22 protein-coding genes are annotated in these 21337 nt (G+C 64.1%); 12 read left to right on the plus strand and 10 right to left on the minus strand.

Translation table 11 applies throughout. The features are described 5' to 3' along the window. Positions 1-38: 38 nt before the first annotated feature. On the minus strand, positions 39-1145 hold the full coding sequence (locus ACHIRB_RS09630) for a saccharopine dehydrogenase family protein (RefSeq protein WP_395125459.1): 1107 nt from the start codon (positions 1143-1145) through the stop codon (positions 39-41). Positions 1146-1252: 107 nt separating this feature from the next. After that, positions 1253-2653 (minus strand): FAD-binding oxidoreductase, encoded by a 1401-nt coding sequence (locus ACHIRB_RS09635; protein ID WP_395125460.1) that lies wholly within the window; start codon positions 2651-2653, stop codon positions 1253-1255. 180 nt (positions 2654-2833) lie between these two features. On the opposite strand from ACHIRB_RS09635, the gene ACHIRB_RS09640 reads away from it, so the two are divergent. Continuing rightward, the gene (locus ACHIRB_RS09640; RefSeq protein ID WP_395113435.1) at positions 2834-3184 is read left to right on the plus strand and encodes a helix-turn-helix domain-containing protein; all 351 of its coding nucleotides are present in this window, start codon (positions 2834-2836) and stop codon (positions 3182-3184) included. Positions 3185-3644: 460 nt separating this feature from the next. Here ACHIRB_RS09640 and ACHIRB_RS09645 read toward each other — a convergent pair whose 3' ends face one another. From ACHIRB_RS09645 to ACHIRB_RS09660, 4 genes are read right to left on the minus strand one after another with little or no spacing between them, the layout of a single operon-like run. Next, positions 3645-4226 carry a ClpP family protease gene (locus ACHIRB_RS09645; protein WP_395113434.1) on the minus strand — a complete coding sequence of 194 codons (582 nt, stop codon included), beginning with the start codon at positions 4224-4226 and terminating at the stop codon, positions 3645-3647. Between the two features lie 4 nt (positions 4227-4230). Beyond that, on the minus strand, positions 4231-4839 hold the full coding sequence (locus ACHIRB_RS09650; protein WP_395113433.1) for a ClpP family protease: 609 nt from the start codon (positions 4837-4839) through the stop codon (positions 4231-4233). 58 nt (positions 4840-4897) lie between these two features. Next, a complete protein-coding gene (locus tag ACHIRB_RS09655) occupies positions 4898-5335 on the minus strand; it encodes a hypothetical protein (RefSeq protein WP_395125461.1) in 438 nt (145 codons plus the stop codon). Positions 5336-5339: 4 nt separating this feature from the next. Further along, on the minus strand, positions 5340-6167 hold the full coding sequence (locus ACHIRB_RS09660; protein WP_395113431.1) for a lysophospholipid acyltransferase family protein: 828 nt from the start codon (positions 6165-6167) through the stop codon (positions 5340-5342). Here ACHIRB_RS09660 and ACHIRB_RS09665 point away from each other — a divergent pair. Then, positions 6166-6348, plus strand: a complete 183-nt coding sequence (locus tag ACHIRB_RS09665) for a hypothetical protein (RefSeq protein ID WP_395113430.1) — start codon at positions 6166-6168, stop codon at positions 6346-6348. The genes ACHIRB_RS09660 and ACHIRB_RS09665 overlap by 2 nt on opposite strands. A 7-nt stretch (positions 6349-6355) precedes the next feature. Here the strand turns inward: ACHIRB_RS09665 and ACHIRB_RS09670 are convergent, their stop codons facing one another. Then, the gene (locus ACHIRB_RS09670; RefSeq protein WP_395125462.1) at positions 6356-6478 is read right to left on the minus strand and encodes a hypothetical protein; all 123 of its coding nucleotides are present in this window, start codon (positions 6476-6478) and stop codon (positions 6356-6358) included. A 104-nt stretch (positions 6479-6582) separates the two neighbouring features. Here ACHIRB_RS09670 and ACHIRB_RS09675 point away from each other — a divergent pair, with 104 nt between their 5' ends. The 5 genes from ACHIRB_RS09675 to ACHIRB_RS09695 all read left to right on the plus strand — a co-directional run bounded on the left by ACHIRB_RS09675 (position 6583) and on the right by ACHIRB_RS09695 (position 11344). After that, complete coding sequence (locus ACHIRB_RS09675) at positions 6583-7578, plus strand: hypothetical protein (RefSeq protein WP_395125463.1); 996 nt, start codon at positions 6583-6585, stop codon at positions 7576-7578. After that, positions 7578-8603, plus strand: a complete 1026-nt coding sequence (locus ACHIRB_RS09680) for a hypothetical protein (RefSeq protein WP_395125464.1) — start codon at positions 7578-7580, stop codon at positions 8601-8603. The genes ACHIRB_RS09675 and ACHIRB_RS09680 overlap by 1 nt, the downstream gene beginning before the upstream one ends. Beyond that, positions 8600-9412, plus strand: coding sequence for a hypothetical protein (locus tag ACHIRB_RS09685; RefSeq protein ID WP_395125465.1), 813 nt, complete (start codon positions 8600-8602; stop codon positions 9410-9412). Before ACHIRB_RS09680 ends, ACHIRB_RS09685 begins: the two co-directional genes overlap by 4 nt. Before the next feature lie 33 nt (positions 9413-9445). Next, on the plus strand, positions 9446-10336 hold the full coding sequence (locus tag ACHIRB_RS09690; protein WP_395125466.1) for a hypothetical protein: 891 nt from the start codon (positions 9446-9448) through the stop codon (positions 10334-10336). A 69-nt stretch (positions 10337-10405) separates the two neighbouring features. After that, a complete protein-coding gene (locus ACHIRB_RS09695; protein ID WP_395125467.1) occupies positions 10406-11344 on the plus strand; it encodes a catalase family peroxidase in 939 nt (312 codons plus the stop codon). A gap of 74 nt (positions 11345-11418) precedes the next feature. On the opposite strand, the gene ACHIRB_RS09700 is transcribed toward ACHIRB_RS09695, so the two are convergent. Continuing rightward, entirely contained in the window at positions 11419-12813 is a 1395-nt protein-coding gene (locus ACHIRB_RS09700) for an acyl-CoA dehydrogenase family protein (RefSeq protein WP_395113423.1), read from the minus strand. 144 nt (positions 12814-12957) lie between these two features. Between ACHIRB_RS09700 and ACHIRB_RS09705 the strand changes: the two genes are divergently transcribed. Continuing rightward, positions 12958-14367 (plus strand): MFS transporter, encoded by a 1410-nt coding sequence (locus tag ACHIRB_RS09705; protein ID WP_395113422.1) that lies wholly within the window; start codon positions 12958-12960, stop codon positions 14365-14367. Positions 14368-14399: 32 nt separating this feature from the next. Here ACHIRB_RS09705 and ACHIRB_RS09710 read toward each other — a convergent pair whose 3' ends face one another. Next, entirely contained in the window at positions 14400-14855 is a 456-nt protein-coding gene (locus ACHIRB_RS09710; protein ID WP_395113421.1) for a hypothetical protein, read from the minus strand. 84 nt (positions 14856-14939) lie between these two features. Here ACHIRB_RS09710 and ACHIRB_RS09715 point away from each other — a divergent pair, with 84 nt between their 5' ends. The 4 genes from ACHIRB_RS09715 to ACHIRB_RS09730 all read left to right on the plus strand — a co-directional run bounded on the left by ACHIRB_RS09715 (position 14940) and on the right by ACHIRB_RS09730 (position 20137). Further along, positions 14940-16373, plus strand: coding sequence for a metallophosphoesterase family protein (locus tag ACHIRB_RS09715; RefSeq protein WP_395113420.1), 1434 nt, complete (start codon positions 14940-14942; stop codon positions 16371-16373). 103 nt (positions 16374-16476) lie between these two features. Continuing rightward, complete coding sequence (locus tag ACHIRB_RS09720; protein WP_395125468.1) at positions 16477-17499, plus strand: iron ABC transporter substrate-binding protein; 1023 nt, start codon at positions 16477-16479, stop codon at positions 17497-17499. Continuing rightward, positions 17499-19079 (plus strand): ABC transporter permease, encoded by a 1581-nt coding sequence (locus ACHIRB_RS09725; RefSeq protein WP_395125469.1) that lies wholly within the window; start codon positions 17499-17501, stop codon positions 19077-19079. Before ACHIRB_RS09720 ends, ACHIRB_RS09725 begins: the two co-directional genes overlap by 1 nt. After that, the gene (locus ACHIRB_RS09730; RefSeq protein WP_395113417.1) at positions 19076-20137 is read left to right on the plus strand and encodes an ABC transporter ATP-binding protein; all 1062 of its coding nucleotides are present in this window, start codon (positions 19076-19078) and stop codon (positions 20135-20137) included. The genes ACHIRB_RS09725 and ACHIRB_RS09730 overlap by 4 nt, the downstream gene beginning before the upstream one ends. Here the strand turns inward: ACHIRB_RS09730 and ACHIRB_RS09735 are convergent, their stop codons facing one another. Then, positions 20138-21283: a sulfotransferase family protein gene (locus tag ACHIRB_RS09735; RefSeq protein WP_395113416.1), complete on the minus strand. Its 1146-nt coding sequence runs from the start codon at positions 21281-21283 to the stop codon at positions 20138-20140. It abuts the gene before it with no gap. Positions 21284-21337: the final 54 nt, after the last annotated feature.

Here is a 21337-nt window from a genome sequence, read left to right on the forward strand (position 1 = left end):
TCGTGAGTCCTTCCGGAGGGCCCGACCTCCGAAAAGACTCACGACCCCGAAGGGGCCAATCCGATCGACGCGCAGCCGGACTCCAGGCCGCGGAGGCCGAAGGCTTCGACCGGACCGAGTGCGCCGCGCTCCTGCACCACGCCACCCGCCATCTGCTCGGCGCCCCAGGCCAGCGCCTCGGCCGTGAACCCGTACACGCTCGGACCTTCGAGCGTGACGCGTGCCAGTTCGGTGCCGTCCGCGGCGAAGGCGTGTGCAGTTATCAAGCAACCGGAGTTCGAGTTGTGCTCGTCGCTGGGTCCGCCGCCGGATCCCTGCAACGTCGCAATCACCGCTTTGCGGGCGATCCCACGCGCGCCGGGCAATCGCAGTAGCTCCTGCACAACACGTCCACCTGCCCACACCGCAATGGTGGCTGCGCCGGCGACGCCTATTCCGACCCGCACGTCGAGCAGATTCGGATAGATACGGGGGAGTGAAAAGTGCTCTGTCGCAGACACGGACAGCGACGACGGTGTGCGCTTCCGGTCGGCGGGGTGATGAAGCAAATCGTGCCCGACGGTTTCGTCACGTAGCTCGCCGTCCCGCCAGACGAAGCCCGGTTCGAGCGCTGCCTGCGCTGCGGACGTGAGGGTGCCGCGGCTGACGCTGTTGCCGCCGCGCGTGAAGTAGCCGACGACGACGGACGTTGCTTCCGGGCCTGCTTCTTCCAAAGCGAGTGCGCCAGCTAGGTTTCCGGGAACATAGTCGTAGCCGAATGCGGTGAGCATCGCGATGTCCGCTGACTGCGCAGGTCCGTCCCAGTGCTCGAAAACCCTACGGATGAACGCAGGCTCGCCCGTCGAATCGAGGTAGTGCGCACCGGCATCGATTGCAGCCTCGACGGCCGGTGCGCCCCAACGATGGAACGGGCCGACCGTCGTCACCAGGACGTCGCCGCGACCGATCAGAGCGCGAATGGAACTCGGATCGCCGACGTCGGCGACCGCTTTGTCCAGCCCGCCGAGTTCGTCGGCGAGTTTGCTGAGTGTTTCCGCGTTACGACCCGCAAGGACCGGAGCCACCCCACGGCCGACAAGGGCTGCCGCCGTGAGTCTTCCGGTATATCCGGTCGCTCCGAACAGGACGATTCGAGAGTTGGTCATGTATTCCTCCGCGTGCTCCGGGCCGCGTTGCCCGCGCTTGCAACCGTAGCGGCGACAACGCGGGCTACGTTACGTGGCCCGGATCACGTCAGCTGGACGATCACAGGTCACCACCGCGCAGCGGCAGCGAAAACTCCCTTCGGATCGACCTGTTCGCGGATCTCGCGCAACCTCGTGTACTTCTCGACGCCCCATGCCGAGTGCACGCGACGGGCAGGTTCGTCCGTCACACCGCCTGCGAAGTTCAGCAGCGAGCCACCTGTGCCCCACGGCGCCATCGCTGCGAGTATCGAATCCAGTGCTCCCACAACAGCATCGGCGATCGGCGGCACGTTCATGCCGAGAGTGAAAAGGGCGAATGCCGCGGTCCGGCCCGCCACCGCGTTGGGAGTCTCCGCATCCCGCGCGAGAGCGCCACCCATCGCACGAATTTCGGCCATGATGATCGGAAGTTCCGCGTCAGGACCAACTGTCGCGAAAAACGTGTCGATTGCCTCGACCGGAAGCTCGGCCAACAACATCCCACGCTCGGATACCGGCATCGGATCGGTAGGGTCGGCATGGATCGCGCCGAGGTCGGCGTAGTGGATATCGGTGACGGTGTCGAGCAGCGGCGTCGCGAGTGCTCGGATCGCGCCGATGATCGAGGTGTACTCGTCACGGCGGTCAGCGGTCGCGTATCGGACGTGCAGCACCGTTCGGCCCCGCAGCACCTCCGGAAGATCAGGCAGCGGAGGAAGATTCAGCACCGCGACCGATGTGCTCACCGACTCCGGAATCATGTGGACCCACTCGCGCCAGCCACGCAGCACCCGCGGCGCGTCGACGATGTCGAAGAACAGCCCACCAGCATGCAGCGTCGTGAGAGGAAACAGGCGGAACGTCATCTCGGTGACGATGCCGAACGCTGCGCCGCCGCCGCGGATTGCCCAGAACAGGTCGGGATCGGTCGATTCGTCGACCCTGCTGATGCTGCCGTCCGCCGAGACAACCTCGAGTTCGACGACATGATCTGCGGCAAAACCGTAGGTCCGGGCGATCGGGCCCATCCCGCCGCCGATGGTGTAGCCGACGACGCCTGCATCAGGCGCTGAACCGCACAGACCGCCGAGGCCGAACGGCGACGTCGCATCCAGAACCTTCTGCCATCGAACACCGGCGCCCACCGTTGCCGTTCGCGCCGCGACGTCGATCGACAGCGTCGACAGGCGGCTCGTGTTGATCAAAATCGCGTCCGACTTCGCGGCCATCGCGCCGTGTCCCGTCGCCTGCACCGCGACGGTCAAACCCGACGCAGCGGCTACACGCACAGCGGCTGCAACATCTGCTGCGTCCGCAGCGACGACAACCGCCGCCGGATGATGCTCCGTCGCTACGTTGAATGTCGCACTTGCAAGGTCGTAACCGCCGGTGCCGGGAGCATGGACCTCACCTGCAACGACCAGCCGCAAACGTTCGACGACACTGTGAGGGCGCAGGGCCTGCGGATCGTCGATATGAGTAGACATACTTTTCCTTTTGTGCCAGATGGGAATCCGGATCTTTGGTTGATCGGATCTGTCCAGCACACAAAACGTCGTGGCACTTACCGACCGCTTATCCCTCGCTGACGCCGCAGGTAGCACCGCCGTCCGCCCAGAGTGAAAACGATAGGCGATCGGAGTCGTGGCCTGGAAGAATTCGGAGGTATGACATCTCAGCGCAGACTGACGCTGGTGACCACCGCACCCGACCAGTCGGATGCACCCGCGACACCCGAACCCGCTCCGCTGGTTCGCGAACTCTACGGACGAGTCATCAGAGAAGAGCGCGGAGACCAAGACCGCAGCCTCGACGACGTAGCCACCCAGGTCGGCATGTCCAAGCAGTACCTATCCGAAATCGAACGCGGCAAGAAAGAACCCTCCTCCGAGATTCTGCGATCCATCTGCGGAGCACTCGGAATCTCGATCGAAGATCTACTCACCCGATCCAGCAGGAGGGGCGCCTACGCCAACCGCACCACACGATGGGGGACGCCGACGTTGCAGGCTGCGTAGTCTGGCTCGCTCCGCTCTGTGACTTTGGCTCGCTCCGCTCGCTGGGCTCAGTGACATTGGCTCGCTCCGCTCGCTGTGGCTACGGGTCTTTTACGCGTGAGCTTCCCTCCTCCTCCAGTCGCTTCGCTCCTTCCGTTCGTCAGTCCAGCTCACGCTGACCCTCCGCCGTCTCAGGTGACGTTCTGCTTCGCAACGCGTGCCTACACTGCGCAGCACTTGTGAAGTGTTGCTGGAGGTGCGAACTGCCAATGCGCGCTGCGCAGTTCGCGATACCGAACAAGCAAACCGGCGAAGGGGTCCGCGCTCGGTGGACTGACGAGGGAGGGAGCGAAGCGACTGGACGAGGAGGGAAGCGAGCGTGACGAAGACCCCTGAGCCCAGCGAGCGGAGCGAGCCAGTGTCACCGTAGCCACAGCGAGCGGAGCGAGCCAATGTCACAGCGCCAGAGTCACAGCCACAACTACTCCACTATCAAATCCGCCAACCCGTAGTCCACGGCTTCTCGAGCGGTGAAGATCCGGTCCCGGTCTGTGTCTTTTCTCAGCCGCTCGACACTTTGACCTGTGTGTTTGCTCAGGATGTCTTCCGTCTCGGCTCGTAGGCGCATGATCTCTGCCGCTTGCAGGGCTAGGTCGGAGATGGTTCCCGATCCCTGACTCGATGGTTGATGCAGCAGCACCCGCGAGTGGGCGAGCACATGACGGTGGCCCTTCGTCCCTGCCGCGAAGAGCACGGCTGCCGCCGACGCCGCCTGACCCATGCAGTAGGTCGCGACCGTCGGCTTCAGGAACTGCATGGTGTCGTAGATCGCCAGCATCGCTGTCGCGGATCCGCCCGGCGAGTTTATGTACAGCCCGATCTCGCGGTCGGCACTGTCTGCCTGCAGGTGCAGCAGTTGAGCCATGACTACGTTCGCGACGCCGTCGTCGATTTCGGTGCCGAGAAAGATGATTCGCTCGTTGAGCAGTCGGCTGAAGATGTCGAAGGATCGCTCGCCTGCCGGTGTTCGTTCGATGACGTTGGGAATTGTGTACTGGGACATGGCTTCACAATCCAATTCGGGGCGCGGTTGTGTGTGGCGCGATCTCGGCGAACGACGTGACGATGCGATCGACGATGCCGTAGTCGCGTGCTTGTTCCGCGGTGAACCACCGATCGCGATCGCTGTCGGCAGCGATCTCTTCGACGGTGTGGCCCGTTTCGCCGGCGATGATCTCTTGAGACTGCCGTTTCAGCAGCTCCAAACTCGCTGCCTGGATCGCGATGTCCACAGCTGTTCCGCCGATGCCAGCGGACGGTTGGTGCATCAGAATCCGACTGTGCCGCAGACTGATTCGCTTACCTTGGGTACCGGAGCAGAGCAACACCTGGCCCATGCTTGCTGCGAAGCCCATGGCGACGGTGACGACGTCGTTCGGTATCAGCTTCATCGTGTCGTAGATCGCGAGCCCAGCCGACACCGAACCGCCTGGCGAGTTGATGTAGATCACGATGTCGCGTTGAGCGTCGGCGGTGGCGAGGAGGACGAGTTCGGCACAGGCACGTTCAGCCATGGCGTCGTTCACCTCGCCGGTGAGCATCACGGTTCGCTGGCGAAAAAGTCTGTCCGCCAATAGGTCACGGTAGTTCAGGTCGGGGAGTGTCGGTGCGGTCATGCCTCCATTGGTACCGCCTCACCGCCCGGAATCGGCCGCGTGTCTGCTGTAGGCAGACTCAAGCCAGTTCGTACTCCAGGTGGTGGCGTATTTCCTCGGCAGCGGCCTCGAGGTGTCGCTGCACGATGCCGCGGCCGAGCAACTCGGACACCCAGGCGAGGACCAATCCTGACAATGTGTAGGTCGCGGTCAGAGTGAGAATGCTGTCGTCCCCGTCGGAGGCGAGCGTTGCTTCGAACGCGTGATGGGTACCGCGGATTGTCTGCCACGAGAGTCCTGCGCCGTCCGACTTGGTCACCAGCACCCGGCCGCCGACCTGAATCGCGCCGACGTCGAGAAACACATCCCATTCTTCGCCGTCGGCGGTGTCGCGGACGAATCTCCATCGACCGAGGCCGGTGATGAGAGGGAGCACCTGATGGGGGTCGGACAGAAATGCCCCAGCCACATCGGCGTCGCGACGCACCCGGCGGGTAACTGACACGGTTTGGCTCACAAGATCAGCCGACCAACGGAATGACGGTTTTGGCGCCGAGGCGCGACAGTCCGGTCTGCATGACGCTCGTGACGTAGTCGTACGCCTTGTCCCAGTCGGGATCGTCGCCGAATCGTTCTCCGAGATCGATGGGCTCCATCACCTGAATTCGAATCTTCACCGGTAGTGGAATGTGGGGGAGATCGCCCGGCAGAAAGCCCCACGGAATGCTGAGGCTGATCGGCAGGCTCTTGATGCGAAACATCTTGTCGAAACGCAGCAGTCGAGCCAGCCGACGGCCGTCGTTGAACACGTAGAACGTGTCCTGGCCACCCGTCGCGACGACCGGAACGATCTTCACCCCGGCAGCGTGAGCAAGTTTGAGGAAGCCTTTGCGGCCGTCGAAGACGATCTTGTTGCGGTCCCTTGTCGGTCGCAACGATTCGACGTCGCCGCCCGGATAGACGAGTGCGGACCCGCCTCGTTCGAAGATCGCCGCGGCAATCTCCGGATCGGCGGGTACGACGCCCATCTTGCGGCTTGCCCACCCGATGATGGGCATCCTGGTGATGATTTCGTGGCCGAGGCCATACAGCGGCCGACCGCTGACAGTGAAGTACGTGTTGTAGGCAAGTACGAAGACAAAGGTGTCGGGGATGTTCGCGCCACCGCTGTGATTACCCACGAACAGGACAGGTTCGTCCGGCACGTTTTCGAACCCGTCGACGTCTGCTCGAAACCACAGGGTCGCGGCTAGCCACATACGCGGCAGCATCGCTCTGATGAATTCGGGATCGCGGCCTGATATCTCGATCGGCCCACCATCGTCCGTCGGGGGCGGCGAGGCGGTCATGAACACTCCAGATTCGATTTTTGTGCTGGTCGGGGCGTCAGTCTACTTCGGGCGTGACGCCGGACACGCGTTGCTCCTTTGCTGGTCCTGCGTCACTCGCCGGCTGGTCGACCGTGCGCGACGTCACGGTGTTGCCGGCTCGATCGTGCAGTTGCTCGCCACCGACGTCGTGTCCGGCTAGACCGCCCTCAGCTGCGGCGATACGGCGTCGCGTCCGACCTTCGAGCTGCCGCGCGCGTGCCCGTTTCGATCAGGGTGATCGGAACCGGCGACAAGGTCGCACGGGTGAGTTCGGATGTCTCTACTGCCATGCCAACGACGCGTCACCGCGTTGCGGGCGGCTGTGACCTGCGAGAAGTGCGCGCCGTGACACGAGGCGTTCCCTCGCTTCACGCGGATGTAGAGGACATGACACATGGGACGTAGGAGAGCGATACTGCTGGCAGCGGCCACGGTAGGCGTCGGAATTCTCGGACCGTTCGCGACGGCTGTTCCGCAGGCGCACGCGGCGCCGGCGCCGCTGAGCGGTCTATTCGCACTCTCGCCCGGCGTGTGCTCGGGCGGTTCCGTCACCGGCAGCTTCTTCCGGATGATTCTGCCGACGGGTGACGCAAGTGGTCCGTTCCTGCAGAACAGCGACTCGGGTTGCAGCGACCAGACGGTCACTCCGCTCTCGGCAGGCAGCGACGGTGGCTTGGTGAGCGGCAGCTACCAGGAACAACCAGCGCAGGCCTTCGACGGCGGCGGCAACGCTCTGTCGGGTCGGGTGACGACGCCGGTGCGGTTCTATGGTGTCGACTTCGCAACCGGAACCAATCAGACCGATCCGCAGACCGGTGCGGGCGCGGCTCTGCCGCAGCTCTTCGCCGACGGCGGCAGTTTGAGTGGCGACCTTAGCAGTCTCGGCGTCACCTGGAACAACCAGGTCTTCAACCAGGGTTCGCCGAAACCGGGCGGCAGCTTCCCGGGTAAGACGAGCCCCATCAGCGGCTCGATCGACGGCTCCGGCAACTTCGTGATCGAGTGGACGAGCCAGATCGTCGGGGGCCCGTTCAACAACTTCACCGGATTGTGGCACCTCGCGGGTCAATACCAAGGTGGTGGCCTCGCGGCCCCAGCGGCACCGGCACCGGCGGCAGCACCCGCGCCTGCAGCACCCGGCGCGCCAGCAGCGCCAGTGCCCGCTGCTGCACCCGCTGCTGCCGCACCAGCGCCGGCCGCTCCTGCACCGGTCGCGCCTGCCCCGCAAACGGCGTCCGTCGCCGATCCAACCCTGGCAACCAGAACGATCGATCTGCCGCGTCGCGAACACGCGCCCGCGTGGGTAGTGCCCGTCCTACTGGTTGTCGCAATCGTCGCGGCGGGAGCGTTCTTCAACGCCGACAGAATCGCCGGCCGGAGAAAATCCTGATGTCGTCGGCACAGACGACTGCGCAATACGAAGGACTGCCCGCGTTCCCGACGCCCGAAAAGTCCTCTGAAACCGAAGCTTCCACGTGGCCGTACATCGTGATCGTGGTCGTCGGGGCAGCGTTGATCCTCGGACCGCTGTTCAGCGGTATGTTTCTCAGAGCCGCACAGGGTGAGGCGATGATCGCGTCGTTCGCCCCGTACATGACCGAAACCAGCGTCGACGGCTACCGCAACAACCTCACAGTCTTGGACGCCGCTCGCACGAACATCGTTGCGGTACAACGAAACGGCGAAGCGCCGGGCGCCTACACCTACGTCGACAACTTCGTACGCGACTATCCGCTGATACAGAGCGACATGACCCGGATGATCGACGCGATCGACGCGAACCGATCGAACTACGCCGACCTGACGCAGATTCCGCCGTTCGGTCTGCTGCCGTGGTTCCTGGCTTTGAGTGGGTTCGTGTTGATCGTCGCAGGCGCGATCGGCATTCGGCGGGCGCGTCGTCGTACTCGCGTACCACGGATCCTTGCCGGACTCGTCGGGTTGGCTTTGATTGCAATACCTTTCGGATTCGGATTGTTCGCGAACGCCCCCGCGGGCAAGCCACTGCTCGACGGCTTCCGTCCGATCCTGACGACCGACGAGGTCCGAAAAGTGCAGGGCTACTTCGTCACACTCGTCGCAGCCCAGGGTGAGCTCGACAGTCGTTTCACAGGCGCGGTCCGGGAGGCACATCCCGACGCCGACCTTCGTGCAATCGATTCCCTCGGCGAACAGTGGCAACCTATGACCTCCTCGTTCGCTGCTCTGGTCGGAACTATGAACGACAACGTCGAGAACTTCGAAGCTGTTGTGGCGCTGAACGAGTCGACGAAACCACTCGGTTTCGACGCCTTCTCTCGACTCGGCTGGTTCTTCCTGTTGCCAGGAGTCGGCGTCGTCGCCGCAACGATCTTTCATCTAGTGCGAGATGCGCGCCGTGCGCGTTCGCAAACTCAGGGAGGTGGCTCGCAGTGAGAGCCCGGACAACACTCGGAAGTCTGCTCGTGATCGCCGCCCTCGTCACGGGCGCGTGTGGCAGCGACGGGGACAAAGACACCGCGTCGACCGGACCGGAGAACCTCGTGGGATTGTTCCGACTCGATCCCGGCGCCGTGTCGGGCGACGACGTCACCGGAACGTGGTTTCGAATGGTCCAACCGGGCGGAACGCCGGAAGCGGGACCGTACATGCCGAACGGTGATTCGCCGGTTCTCGGCGGTGGAACAACCCTGCTGGAACCTGGCACCGAAGGCGGTCTGCGGACGGGAGGCTTCCAGAGTGAGCCGAATCCTGCTTTCGCAGATGGCAACTCGCTCGCGGCGTCGATCACGAAGCCGACCAGGTTCTTTGCCGTCGAGTTCGGCACCTCGACCAACCCCGTCGACCCGCAGACGCAGCGTCAGGTGTCGGCGCCATCGGTTGTCAACAACGACGGGACGCTCTCCGCAGACGTCTCGGCATGGGCGGCATCGTGGAACAACCAAGAGTTCAATCAAGGTGCACCGAAGCCTCCTGAGAAGGAGGGTCCGCAGGTAGCCGGCGCGGAGCAGGTCCAGCAGGTCTGGGACTGGGTCGCAAAGCAGTGGCTGAAACTCCCGCAGACCGACGCGGTGCAGGGCCCGCCTGCAACCGGCACGTACGACTCCGAAACCCGGCGCTTCACCCTGCAGTGGACCAGCTTGATCGTCGGAGGTCCGTTCAACGGCTTCACCGGAGTCTGGCACCTGGAAGGTGTCTTCGAGCCATCCGCCAACGCTCCCGGTCCGCCACCGCCCGTCAACTGACGACCGCGAAACTTGTCACAAGGAGACGCCCATATGTCCGAGACCAGTGCCCCCCGCACCTTGCTCGCGAGCACAATCCGCGTACTCGCCGCCCTGACCGTCATTGGCAGCTCGGTAGCAGTCACGGCGTTGACCGTCGAACGTGGCGACCAGGTCGCCGTCGTCGTACCGCAGGCGCAAACCGAAAACGCGGTCCCCGCAGCCGCTGTCGTTCCGGCGCCTGCACCACCCGCTGCAGTGCCACCGCCTGCCGCACCGGCTCCCGGTGGTCCTGCGCCGTCCGCGGCAGTCCCGCTCGGAGGTCCGAGCGCTGCCGCACCGGCCGTGACGATCAAGCCTGGGACCACAACACCTGGTACGACGCCCTCGACGCCAGGCGCGCCAGGTTCGGTTCCGCTCGGTACAGCGCCTCCTGGCACGGGTAGCCCCTTCGAAACGGCGCCCGTCAATACGCAGCCGCCGTGCCCGCTCGGCTGGCCCGCGCCCGCCAAACAGGGCGGACTGGCGTCGTTGATCGGATTGGCACCGCTGGCCGGACCCTTCTCGTCGGAGGCGTTCGCGCTCGGATCCGTCTACCAACCGCTGTTGCAGTTGGTCGGTCCGGTGCTCGCTGAGATCGCACCCGTCATCGACGCGAACCTGCAGTGGATAAATCCGATCATCACTCAGGTTCAGGGTGTGGAAGCTGTTGTGCTGGAGGCGATCCTGCCGTACTACGGACCCTACCGCGCGCAGTTGATCAATGCCGAAGGTGAATTCGCGAAACTGCTGACCCCGATACTCGACCGGGTCTACAACAGCGAGGCCGCCTCATGCTTCGTTGCCTGGCAGGGGCAGGTCATCGACCAGGCGAAGGGCGGCAGGATTTCGGTCGCGTCACTCGCGCATCCCGGAACCGTGGTCGAACTGGGACCCGAACAGTAGGAGACGTTGCGCCCGCGGACATAGGATCGAATCTTGTGCTCGCGGTCGGCGGGCTGGACAAGGGTGCAGGTGAATACGGTGGTCACTCCCGGCGAAGCAATGGACGCGATCCACGACCTCGAGGGTGCGCATCCAGGTTTTCGGGCATTGCATGCGAAGGGGTCCCTGTATCGAGGCACCTTCACGGCAGGATCGGCAGCGGTAACACTGTCGAGCGCGGCGCATCTCGACGGACGCACGGTTCCGGCGCTCGTTCGGTTCTCGAACGGTTCGGGTGACCCGACGCGGGCGGACAACGTTCCGCACGTCCGCGGTATGGCCGTGAAGTTCACGCTCCCGGACGGCAAGACGACGGACATTTCCTCGCAGACTGCGCGCCTGTTCACCGCGAGCACGCCCGACGGTTTCGTCGAATTCCTACGCGCGGCAAAGCCAGGTCTCGCTACACCACTGCGGTTGGCCAAGTACGCGACGCAGAACCCAGCTCTCGTTCGCACGCTCAAGGTCAATGCCGTTGCCGCAAAGATCCCCGCCAGCTACGCGACAATCGAATACCATGCGCTGCATGCCTTTCGCTGGAGCGATGCGAGTGGTGGTTCGAGATTCGTTCGCTACCACTGGGTTCCGGAGGCGGGAGAGCATTTCATCTCGTTGCTCGCAGCGCGGTCCAAAGGGCACGACTTTCTGAACGACGACCTCGATGCGCGCCTAGGTGAGGCGCCGGTCCGGTTCACCTTGCAGGTGCAGATCGCCGGGCTGGACGATTCGACCGTCGACCCGTCCGTGGCGTGGACGAGCGAGGAACGAGTCACGATAGGCACGTTGGAGATCGTCGGGCTCGAAACAGAACGTGAACACGACGGCGACGTAGTCGTTTTCGACCCGATGCGCGTCACCGCTGGTATCGAAGCGTCGGACGATCCGATCCTGCACTTCCGAAGTCTCGCGTACTCCGAATCGGTGCGGTTGCGCAGTGGAATCAGTCGCGGCCCGGACGCTCCCAACTGACGATGCGGCTCCGCCGCTCGTGAGTCCTTTCGGAGGGCCGCACCTCCTAAAGGACGCACGAGCGACGGAGGCGCCTAACGTCGATTCGGGGGCGTCAACGCCTTCATCGCGAGTCGCATAACCGGCTCCGGGACACGATCTTTCATCGACAACGCCAGCGATCCCGCTCGTGTTCGCGCGGGGGAGCCCCTGCCCAGCAGGCGGCCGAGATCGCTGCCCTCGGGTTCTTGGTCGAGGTGTACCGGCGGCGCACCGTCGGCGGCGCCGAGTGCCCGGCCTATGACCATCCGCTGAATCTCGCTTGTCCCTTCGAAGATGGTGTACAACTTGGCATCTCGGAACCATTTCTCGACAGGGTGGTCGCTGATGTAGCCCCAGCCGCCGAGGGTCTGGATCGCGCGTTCGGTTGCCTTGACGGCGATTTCGCTCGCTGCGAGTTTCGACATCGATCCTTCGCCGTTTCTGAATTCGGCACCGGTCGCGGCCATCCACGACGCCCGCCACGTCAGCAGGCGAGCGGCGTCGAGTTGAGTTGCGATGTCGGCCAACGGAAATGCGATGCCCTGGTTGTCGATGATCGGTCCGCCGAATGCCTCTCGACGGTTGGCGTACTCGGTCGCGTATTCGAGTGCAGCTCTGGCTATTCCGAGTGCCTGCGCTGCAACCATCGGCCTGGTTTGTTCGAATGTGCCCAGTGTCGACGACTTTCGGCCCGCCCCACCGGCGACGGCTTCGGCGGCGTCGCGTGCCTTCTGCAGTCGGTGCTCGAGCTTGTCGTCTCCGCCGAGCAGATGATCGCCGGGGATTCGGCACCCGTTGAACTTCAACTCCGCGGTGTGTGACGCCCGGCAGCCGAGTTTGTCCAGTTTGCGGACGAGTTCGAGACCTTCGGTGTCGCCGGGAACGATGAACAACGCTTGACCACGGTGCCCGAGGTCGGGGTCCACCGTCGCATTGACGACATGCACGTTGGCGATGCCGCCGTTGCCGATCCACATCTTGTGGCCGTCGATGATCCAGTCGTCACCGTCGCGCCGTGCCGTGGTCCGCAGGTTGCGGACGTCGCTACCGCCCTCGGGCTCCGAGATCGCGAGTGCGGCCATCTTCAAATTTCCGGGTTCGCCGAAGCACTCGGGTGCCCAGCGCAGCATCTGCTCGGGCGTCGCGGCCTGGCCGATGGAGGAAAGGGCAAGCGCGGGCATCACGATGGCCAAGCCGATTCCAGCGCAACCCCAGAACAGTTCCTCCATGAACAGCGGCAACGACAGACCGGTCGGATCACCGATCAGATCGCGATAGAAGAGCGGACTGTAGAACCCTGCCTCTGCGGCCTTCTCGAGCACCGGCCACGGAAACTCCTGAGCGCTGTCGTAATGCGCGGCGACGGGACGAATGACGTCCTCGGCGAAGGCGTGAGCGCGTTCGGCGAGATCGAGTTGTGCGGGGGAGAGGCTGAGGCTGAAGGTCACGACGGGTCGACACTCCTAGGTCGGGGGACGTATCGCATCGATACCCACCAGCAGGTCGGAGCAAACGACGTCGGGTCGTGAGTCCTTTAGGAGGTGGGGCCCTCCGAAAATGCGCACGAGCGCGAAGCGCCTATCGTGATTCGAATGGCCGCCGACGTTGACGCAGAATCGCCGAGCGCGACGCTGTCGCCCATCGCGGTGCTGACCCTGATCGGCGGAGCCTTCCTCCCGATCCTGTCGTTCTTCATCATCAATGTCGCGCTGCCGACGATCGGTACCGACCTGGACGCGTCGAAGGCCGAACTGCAGTTGGTCGTCGGCACCTACGGCATCGCCAACGCGATGCTTGTCGTGGTCGGCGGCCGGCTCGGCGATGCGTTCGGGCGTCGCAGATTGTTCCTGATCGGCATGGCAGGTTTCACCCTGTTCTCGCTGCTCTGCGGTCTTGCCCCCAACATCGAAGCGCTGCTCGTCCTTCGGATCGGCCAAGGCGCATTGGCCGCCTTGATGACTCCGCAGGTGCTGGCGACCATCGCGGCAACTCTCACCGGAGTCAGCCGAGTGCGTGCGGTCGGCATGTTCGGCGCCGCGGGCGGCATCGGTGCTGCGGTCGGGCAGATCCTCGGCGGCGTATTGGTCTCGGCAGATATTGCAGGCCTCGGCTGGCGTCTGGTGTTCTTCGTGAATGTTCCGATCTGCCTGCTGGTATTCATAGCCGCGATCGTGATCGTCCCCGAAACCAAAGCCGTCGATCGTCTTGCCGTCGACGGCGTCGGCGCGGTGCTGCTCGGCGTCACATTGGTGTTTCTGCTATTGCCGCTGACCGAGGGTCGGGCGCTCGGCTGGCCTCTGTGGACGTTGCTGATGCTCGGTGCCGTCGTACCGATGGCACTGCTGTTCGGCGGGCATCAACGACGAACCGAGCGAGTCGGCAAACCTGCGTTGGTGCCGCCATCGGTCCTCCGACTGCGCGGGATGCAGATCGGCCTCACGATCGCGGTGGCCTTCTTCGCATCATTCGGTGGGTTCATGTTCGCGTTTGCCCTCGCCACCCAGGGCGAGGCCGGGATGTCGCCGCTCGAAGGTGGCCTGACCTACCTGCCGTTGGCTGCGAGCTTCCTGATCGTCTCGATCTACAACGCCGCACTGCAGGAGAGGTGGGGTCCGAGCATCATCGCCCGCGGCTGGGCTCTCCAGGCCGTCGGTTACACCTCGTGCGGAATCGTCCTGTGGTCACTCTGGCCCAACATCGGACCGCTGACCCTCGCGATCCCGATGTTCGTCATCGGGTTCGGGTCGGGTTTGGTGATGATGCCGTTGTTCGGTGTGGTGATGGCGCAGGTCCCGGCCGAGCAGGCGGGGCTAGGCAGCGGGATCCTGATCACGACGCAGCAGACGTGCATCTCTCTCGGTGCCGCGACGGTCGGAACGTTTTATCTTGCGGTGTCGACGAGTTCGTTGGGGCAGGGCGGCGCGCTCGCGGTCGTCGAATTTGCCATTGCCGCAATCGCTATCGTGGCCGTGCCGTTCAGCCTGCGGCTACGTAGGTCGTGAGTCTTTTCGGACGGCGGGCGCGCCGAAAGTGCTCACGAGCGCGTAGCGCCGATCGCTGCGATCCACCCATCGATATCCCGAACGAACCACGCCGCACTGTCGAAACCGCGGTCTGTTTCGAAGCTGACCCTCAGCAAGCTGCGGCCGACCGATTTGCCTGCATGGGACTTGACCGAGTCCGCGCCCCGTATCGCTGTGATCGGTAGCTCGAGTGGCACCGACCCGCCTGCACGGGAGAACCAGACCATCGTTCGTGTGAGCACAAGTGCGCCGTTGCCGCGAACCTGCGCCCCACCCTTGGATTCGAGGCCGAAGAAGTTCGCGAGGGGGTCGGCCCGCACGATGTCGCTCGGCGAGAATTGCGACTCGATCTTGGCGGCGCTCGACTTTCGCACCTTGCCCACGACGACTTTCAGCACGATAACGATGACGGACAGGACGACGACGAGTATCGCGAGTACAAGCACCACGATCGAAAGCGCATTCATCGCGGCAGAATAACGCGACAAATAGGACGGTCGCTACCGATCTCGGCAACCTGAGCGTTCAATCGCAACAGGTAGGGTCCGGGCATGTCCTGCTGCGGGCCGTCGCGACGTCGCTTGCTCACCATGATGGCTGCCGGTGTGGTGTTGCCGATGGTGATTCCGGGTAGATCCGGCAGCGCCGGTGCCGATCCGATTCCTCTGCTGGCAACGGACCTCGAGGTCGTCACCGTCACCGATACCTCGGTCGTCGTGACGTGGTCGACCGTCTCCCCGCAGGGATCCGATGCCTTCGGTCGTCCGCTGCCTGTCGCGGCGAACACCGAATTACGGATCGGCCCAGCCGATTCGGTGACCGCGCCGAAGGTTCTCGGCTTCGACGACACTCCGACCGGCTACCACTACGCCGAGGTGCACGGGCTGGAACCTGGACGAGAGTACCGATTCGAGGCGTACTCGAACGGCGTGCGAGCCGTTCCGACGAACGGCGTGACCATCGCGCCGGGTGCGGTCGAACAGTCGGGTCGCTTCACGACACTCGTCCCGCCACCCGGCCGCCACCTACGCACCATCGCGCTGTCGAACGACGTGCACTACGGCGAGGAAGTCAGCGGCATCGTCTCGGGCGACCTGCCACCAGGTTACCGGCAGGATCAGGGCCTGCCGCCGTACCCCGAGGTCATGCTGAGTGCGATGCTCGACGACCTCCGCAGCCCCGATCGAGGAGCCGATCAGCTGATCCTCGCCGGTGACCTGACAGCCGAGGCGACGGCCGTGGACTCTGCCGCGGTGCGAGCACGGCTGGACGCGTGGGGCTCGCTAGGTTCGGACTATTTCGTGTGCCGCGGCAATCACGATCGCCCGCACGTCGGCGCGGAGTACGCGCAGTGCAGCGCGGTGCCCGCCGCGCCCGATCATCACGACTGCTGGGGCGACAGCTTCGTCGACCATCAGAAGTTGTTGTCCTACCAAGTCGGCGGGCTGCGGCTGCTCGGCATCGACACCACCGCGCTCGACGCCTCGGGCGGCACGATCGACCAGGAGCAGATGGCCGAGATCCGCGCAGCCCTGTCGTCGGACCCCGATCGTCCGACCGTCGTTTTCGGCCACCACCCTGTGACGAACGAAGCGGCGATGAACAACGCGGCCGGACCCGGATTCGTGCTCGACCGCGGCAACGCTGCCGAGTTGCAGGACGGCTACGTCGGAGCGCCGGGCGTCTTCCTGCACCACAGCGGCCATACTCACCGCAACAAGGTCACCAGGCCCGACGTCGCTGCCCGCGTCGAGTTTCTGGAGGTCGGAGCGGTGAAGGAGTATCCAGGCGGATACAGCCTGCTGCGGGTGTACGACGGCGGCTACATGGTCAACTTCTACAAGACCCGCTCAGACCTCGCGAAGCGGTGGAGCGCACGGACCCGCGGGCAGTACTTCGGCCTGTTTCCCGAGTACGCGCTCGGCACTTTTGCCGAACGCAACCACGTCGTCGCGCGTGATTTGTCCGGGCTGACGAGTAGCTGAGCCTCGCCTACGAACCTCCGCGCCGAACTGCCTGGTCGGCGCGGTATCTTTGCTGAGGCAAACCTCACTACCACGTTCGACGCGCGCACCGGAAGGCGACGATATGCCTGCTCTGTGGAAGAAAGTCGCCGTAGCGATGTCGGTCGCTCTCGGCGTGACGGGAGTGGTCGGATGCTCCGACGACACGTCCGAGAACTCGAACGCGATCCTCGTCTACAACGCGCAGCACGAGTCGCTGACCAAGGAATGGGTCGAGGCGTTCACGAAGGAAACCGGCATCGAGGTGGAGGTGCGCAAGGGCGGTGACACGGAATTGGGCAATCAACTCGTCGCCGAGGGTGAGCGCTCGCCGGCCGATGTGTTCCTCACCGAAAATTCCCCCGCGATGACGTTGGTCGAGAACTCCGGTTTGTTCACCGACGTCGACGCCGCGACGCTCGAACAGGTTCCCGAGCAGTACCGGCCGTCGACGGGCAAGTGGGTCGGCATAGCAGGTCGATCGACGACGTTCGTGTACAACCCGGAGAAGCTGACACCCGAGCAGCTGCCCCGCTCGATCATGGATCTCGCGGACCCGAGTTGGCAGGGTCGGTGGGCTGCCGCACCGTCGGGCGCCGATTTCCAGGCGATCGTCAGCGCGATACTCGAGCTGAAAGGTGAAGCGGCGACGCTCGATTGGCTGAAGGCGATGAAGGCGAACGCCGATATCCGCAAGAACAACATCGCCGTGATGCAGGCGACGAACGCCGGCGAGATTCCGGGCGGCATCATGTACCACTACTACTGGTACCAGGATCAGGCCAAGACCAAGGAGAACAGCGGGAACACCGCGCTGCATTTCTTCCGTAACCAGGATCCAGGGGCGTTCGTGAGCATTTCCGGTGGCGGAGTGCTGAAGTCGAGCAAGAAGCAGGAGAACGCGCAGGCCTTCCTGAGGTTCATTACGGGTAAGGCCGGCCAAGAGGTGCTGCAGAAGGGCACCTCGTTCGAATACCCCGTCGCCAGCGGTGTCGCGGCCAATCCCGCGCTCGTGCCGCTGACAGATCTTGCGCCACCCGTCGTCGATCCAGCGAAGTTGAACAGCCGCAAGGTAACCGAGCTGATGACCGAGGCCGGCCTGCTTTAGTGGCACCTGCTCACGTCCTACGCGCGATCCGGCGTCCGAGTGTTCTGCTCGGGACGCCGGTCGTCGTGCTGGCGTTGGCCGCCATGCTGGTTCCGCTTGGCTACGTCGTATCGGAATTGATCTCGGCAGGGTGGACGTCGGCCTACCAGTTGATCGTTCGCCCACGAGTCGGTGACCTCCTGCTGAATACGGTTGGCTTGGTCGTCGTGACCGTGCCGATCTGTGTTGCTCTCGGGGTCGGTCTCGCCTGGTTGGTCGAACGAACGAATGTCCCCGGTGCGCCGATCTGGGGTCCGTTGTTCGCTGCGCCCCTTGCTGTTCCAGCGTTCGTCAACAGCTACGCGTGGGTCACCGTCGTGCCCGGCTTGAAGGGTCTGACAGCAGGGGTTCTCGTATCGACGTTGTCCTACTTCCCGCTGGTGTACCTACCTGCCGCAGCGACGATTCGACGGCTGGATCCGGCGATCGAGGAATCGGCGCGCGCATTGGGTTCTCGTCCGATCGGTGTTTTCGTCCGAATCGTGTTGCCGCAGTTGCGGCTAGCGATACTCGGCGGTGGACTGCTCATCGGACTGCATCTGCTCGCCGAGTACGGCGCGTTCGCGATGCTGCGCTTCGACACGTTCACCACGGCGATATTCGAGCAGTACCAGTCCACGTTCAACGGCGCAGCGGGCAGCATGCTCGCCAGCGTTCTTGTGCTGTGCTGTTTGCTGCTCCTCATTGCCGAAGCGTCTGGTCGCGGCAGAGCGCGCTACTTCAGGATCGGGTCAGGAGCACCGCGACCTGCAGTGCGAGTTCAACTGCGATACAGCCTGGTACCTGTAGTGCTCGGGTTCGGAGCAGTGGTTGTGCTTTCGCTCGGAGTCCCACTGTGGACGATCGTGCGGTGGTTGCGCATCGGCGGATCGTCTGTGTGGGATCTCGACGCTATCGGCACAGCGCTCGGGCAGACGCTCGCGTTCGCCTGTGCCGGAGCGTTGTTGACGACGGCGCTCGCTTTTCCTGTTGCGTGGCTTGCGGTTCGCACCAACAGCGTCGTCGGTCGGGTGATCGAGGGATCGAACTACGTCACGAGTTCGCTGCCAGGCATCGTGACCGCACTGGCTCTGGTGACCGTGACGATCAAATGGTTTCCGGCGGTGTATCAGACTGTGCTCGTGGTTGTCGTCGCCTACGTGTTGATGTTCATGCCACGAGCGCTCGTCAGCCTGCGGTCCGGTCTTGCGCAGGTTCCGATCGGCCTCGAGGAATCGTCACGTTCACTCGGTAGATCCAACGCTGCGACGTTCGTCCGCGTGACGTTGCGTCTGACCGCTCCGGCAGCCGCTGCGGGTGCGGCGCTGGTATTCGTCGGAGTGGCAACGGAACTGACGGCTACGCTGCTGCTCGCGCCGACTGGCACGACGACGCTTGCCATGGGGTTCTGGTCCGCCAGTAGCGGTCTCGACTTCGCGGCGGCAGCACCGTACGCGCTCATCATGGTGGTTTTGACCATGCCGGTCACCTACCTGCTTTTCACTCAGGCGACGCGTGCCACCGGCGCCACGTCGTCGAAGGAACTGGTGGTTGCGGTATGAGTGCAGTTGCGCTGCAGGGTATTTCGAAATCGTTCGGTCGTGCCCAGATCCTTCACGAGGTGAGTTTATCGGTCGAATCCGGTAGCACCACCGCGGTCGTCGGGTCGTCGGGCTGCGGCAAGACGACATTGCTGCGCGTCATCGCAGGCTTCGAAGCGCCCGATGCGGGTTCGGTGTCGATCGCCGGCGAATGCGTTGCCGATCAAGGGCGTTCCGTTCCGCCGCACCGACGAAACGTCGGCTACGTCGCACAGGATGGCGCGTTGTTCCCGCATCTGAGCGTCGCGCAGAACATCGCCTACGGTCTCCGCGGTGGCCCGATGCGCCGGAAGGCGGTGCGATCACAGGTCCACGCACTGCTCGAGATGGTCGCGCTCGATCCGACCTACGCTCGGCGGCGCCCACACGAACTGTCCGGTGGGCAGCAGCAACGCGTCGCGCTCGCTCGGGCGCTCGCGCGCAAACCCGACGTAATGCTGCTCGACGAACCCTTCAGCGCACTGGATTCCGGGTTGCGAGCGGCCACGCGGCGAGCAGTTGCGCACACCCTGCGCGTCGCGGGTGTCACCAGCATTCTTGTCACACACGATCAGGAAGAGGCACTGTCGTTCGCGGACCGAGTCGCGGTCATGCGGACCGGAGAGTTCACCCAGGTCGGCTCACCCGAAGAGGTCTACGGTGAACCGGTCGACCGCTTCACCGCCGAATTCCTCGGTGATTGTGTGTTCCTCTCCGGTACAGCGACGGACGGCGCCGCCGAGTGCGCGTTGGGTCGAGTCCCGTTGCGGGGGAACGTACCTCAGCGCGACGTCACGATCATGCTGCGGCCCGAGCAGTTGATTGCGAAGGTAGTGGCCGACGGCGCAGGGGGAGTGGGTGTCGGAACGGTGGTCGCGAGCGAGTTCTTGGGTTCCGATGTCGTTCTCGAAATCGAACTGCCTGGTGATCAGCCCGCGATCACCGTCCGCCAGGCCAGCGTGCTGCCGCCGCCGATCGACGCAAAGGTGCAGATCGATGTTCTCGGTGCGGCCGTGGCGTTCGCCCCGGACAAGAACTAGCTACTGCCGCGCATAACTCGGGAAGCGCTCGTCGACCTGTTCCGGGGTGAGCCCGAAGTCTTCGAGCGCGTACTTGTGCGCGGGTTTCCGGTCACCGGAACGGCTTTCGGTATGCATCGCTGCCATCGCCGACTCTGCGGTGGTCGTCAAGGGTACGCCGAAATAGTCGTAGATCCCCGATACCGTCGCGAGTGGATCCCCTACGAAGTCGCGGTAGTCGATATCGATGAACTGGGCTGGGTTGTAGTTGCGACGGGCAGCATCGAAGCTCTCCAGTCCGCGGGCCCAGAGATCCAGTTGGGTGCGGCCGATCACGTCGCCCGCGAAACTGTTCGACCAGCCCGCCGTGGCCTGCTCGGACAGGCTGCATGCCGATGCGATTGCTGTTCGAGGTTGCCTGTGCGTCTGAATCACCAGAGCATCGGGATAGTTCGCCATCAACGCGTCGAGGGCGAACAGGTGGCTCGGGTTTTTGAGTACCCAGCGACGATTACGGTCGGGGAGTCCGATCAACTGCAGGTTACGGCGATGGCGGGCATAGGCATTCGTCCAATCCTGGGTAGCCAGCCACGCGGAATAGCTCGGCACGTCGGCGAGGCACTCGTAGGAGACGGACATCGCCGACTGACGCAGTAGCTGCCAGCATTCCTCGACCTCCGACGCCGACATATAGTGCAGGCCCATAAATTCCGGGTTCTCGATGTGGTGCTTCTCGAACATGTCCTGGATCCGGCGGTACACGGCGTTCTCGTCCCACGTGTCACGAGGTGGCCTGGGCTGGGGGAACTCGGTCAGCCACATCTCGAGGCCTTGGTTCGCCGAGTCGGCGGTCAGCAGCCGGTGTAGTGCCGTCGTGCCGGTTCGAGGGAGACCGGTGACGAAGATCGGTCTTTCGATTGTGACGTCCGCATGCTCGGGATGCTGTGCGAACGCCGCCTCGCTGAGCGAGCGCGCGACGAGTGCACCGCGCAGGAATGCGCGAGCTACTTTGCGGCCCAACGGAGTCAGGTCGGCCTCGCCGTAGGAGTCGAGCAGCACCTCCAGTGCGACAAGGTAGTCCGGGTCGCCGTAGTCGGTCAGTCCGGTGATCTTGGTTGCGGAGGCGTGCAGATCGTCGATCGTGCCGACGTTGTCTCGATCGGTCACTAGGGCACCATCCTTAGTGCGGGCCTGAAAGGGTTCGTGAATGGGACTCGGCGG

The organism is Antrihabitans spumae, assembly GCF_043944905.1.
Lineage (GTDB): Bacteria > Actinomycetota > Actinomycetes > Mycobacteriales > Mycobacteriaceae > Antrihabitans > Antrihabitans spumae.

Excerpts from the sequence above, each read along its gene's own strand:
- ACHIRB_RS09705 (WP_395113422.1), top strand. The coding sequence starts at position 12,958 with ATGGCCGCCGACGTTGACGCAGAATCGCCGAGCGCGACGCTGTCGCCC.
- ACHIRB_RS09710 (WP_395113421.1), bottom strand. The coding sequence starts at position 14,855 with ATGAATGCGCTTTCGATCGTGGTGCTTGTACTCGCGATACTCGTCGTC.
- ACHIRB_RS09680 (WP_395125464.1), top strand. The coding sequence starts at position 7,578 with ATGTCGTCGGCACAGACGACTGCGCAATACGAAGGACTGCCCGCGTTC.
- ACHIRB_RS09660 (WP_395113431.1), bottom strand. The coding sequence starts at position 6,167 with ATGACCGCCTCGCCGCCCCCGACGGACGATGGTGGGCCGATCGAGATA.
- ACHIRB_RS09650 (WP_395113433.1), bottom strand. The coding sequence starts at position 4,839 with ATGACCGCACCGACACTCCCCGACCTGAACTACCGTGACCTATTGGCG.
- ACHIRB_RS09665 (WP_395113430.1), top strand. The coding sequence starts at position 6,166 with ATGAACACTCCAGATTCGATTTTTGTGCTGGTCGGGGCGTCAGTCTAC.
- ACHIRB_RS09720 (WP_395125468.1), top strand. The coding sequence starts at position 16,477 with ATGCCTGCTCTGTGGAAGAAAGTCGCCGTAGCGATGTCGGTCGCTCTC.
- ACHIRB_RS09690 (WP_395125466.1), top strand. The coding sequence starts at position 9,446 with ATGTCCGAGACCAGTGCCCCCCGCACCTTGCTCGCGAGCACAATCCGC.
- ACHIRB_RS09645 (WP_395113434.1), bottom strand. The coding sequence starts at position 4,226 with ATGTCCCAGTACACAATTCCCAACGTCATCGAACGAACACCGGCAGGC.
- ACHIRB_RS09730 (WP_395113417.1), top strand. The coding sequence starts at position 19,076 with ATGAGTGCAGTTGCGCTGCAGGGTATTTCGAAATCGTTCGGTCGTGCC.
- ACHIRB_RS09640 (WP_395113435.1), top strand. The coding sequence starts at position 2,834 with ATGACATCTCAGCGCAGACTGACGCTGGTGACCACCGCACCCGACCAG.
- ACHIRB_RS09670 (WP_395125462.1), bottom strand. The coding sequence starts at position 6,478 with ATGGCAGTAGAGACATCCGAACTCACCCGTGCGACCTTGTCGCCGGTT.
- ACHIRB_RS09635 (WP_395125460.1), bottom strand. The coding sequence starts at position 2,653 with ATGTCTACTCATATCGACGATCCGCAGGCCCTGCGCCCTCACAGTGTC.
- ACHIRB_RS09630 (WP_395125459.1), bottom strand. The coding sequence starts at position 1,145 with ATGACCAACTCTCGAATCGTCCTGTTCGGAGCGACCGGATATACCGGA.
- ACHIRB_RS09715 (WP_395113420.1), top strand. The coding sequence starts at position 14,940 with ATGTCCTGCTGCGGGCCGTCGCGACGTCGCTTGCTCACCATGATGGCT.
- ACHIRB_RS09675 (WP_395125463.1), top strand. The coding sequence starts at position 6,583 with ATGGGACGTAGGAGAGCGATACTGCTGGCAGCGGCCACGGTAGGCGTC.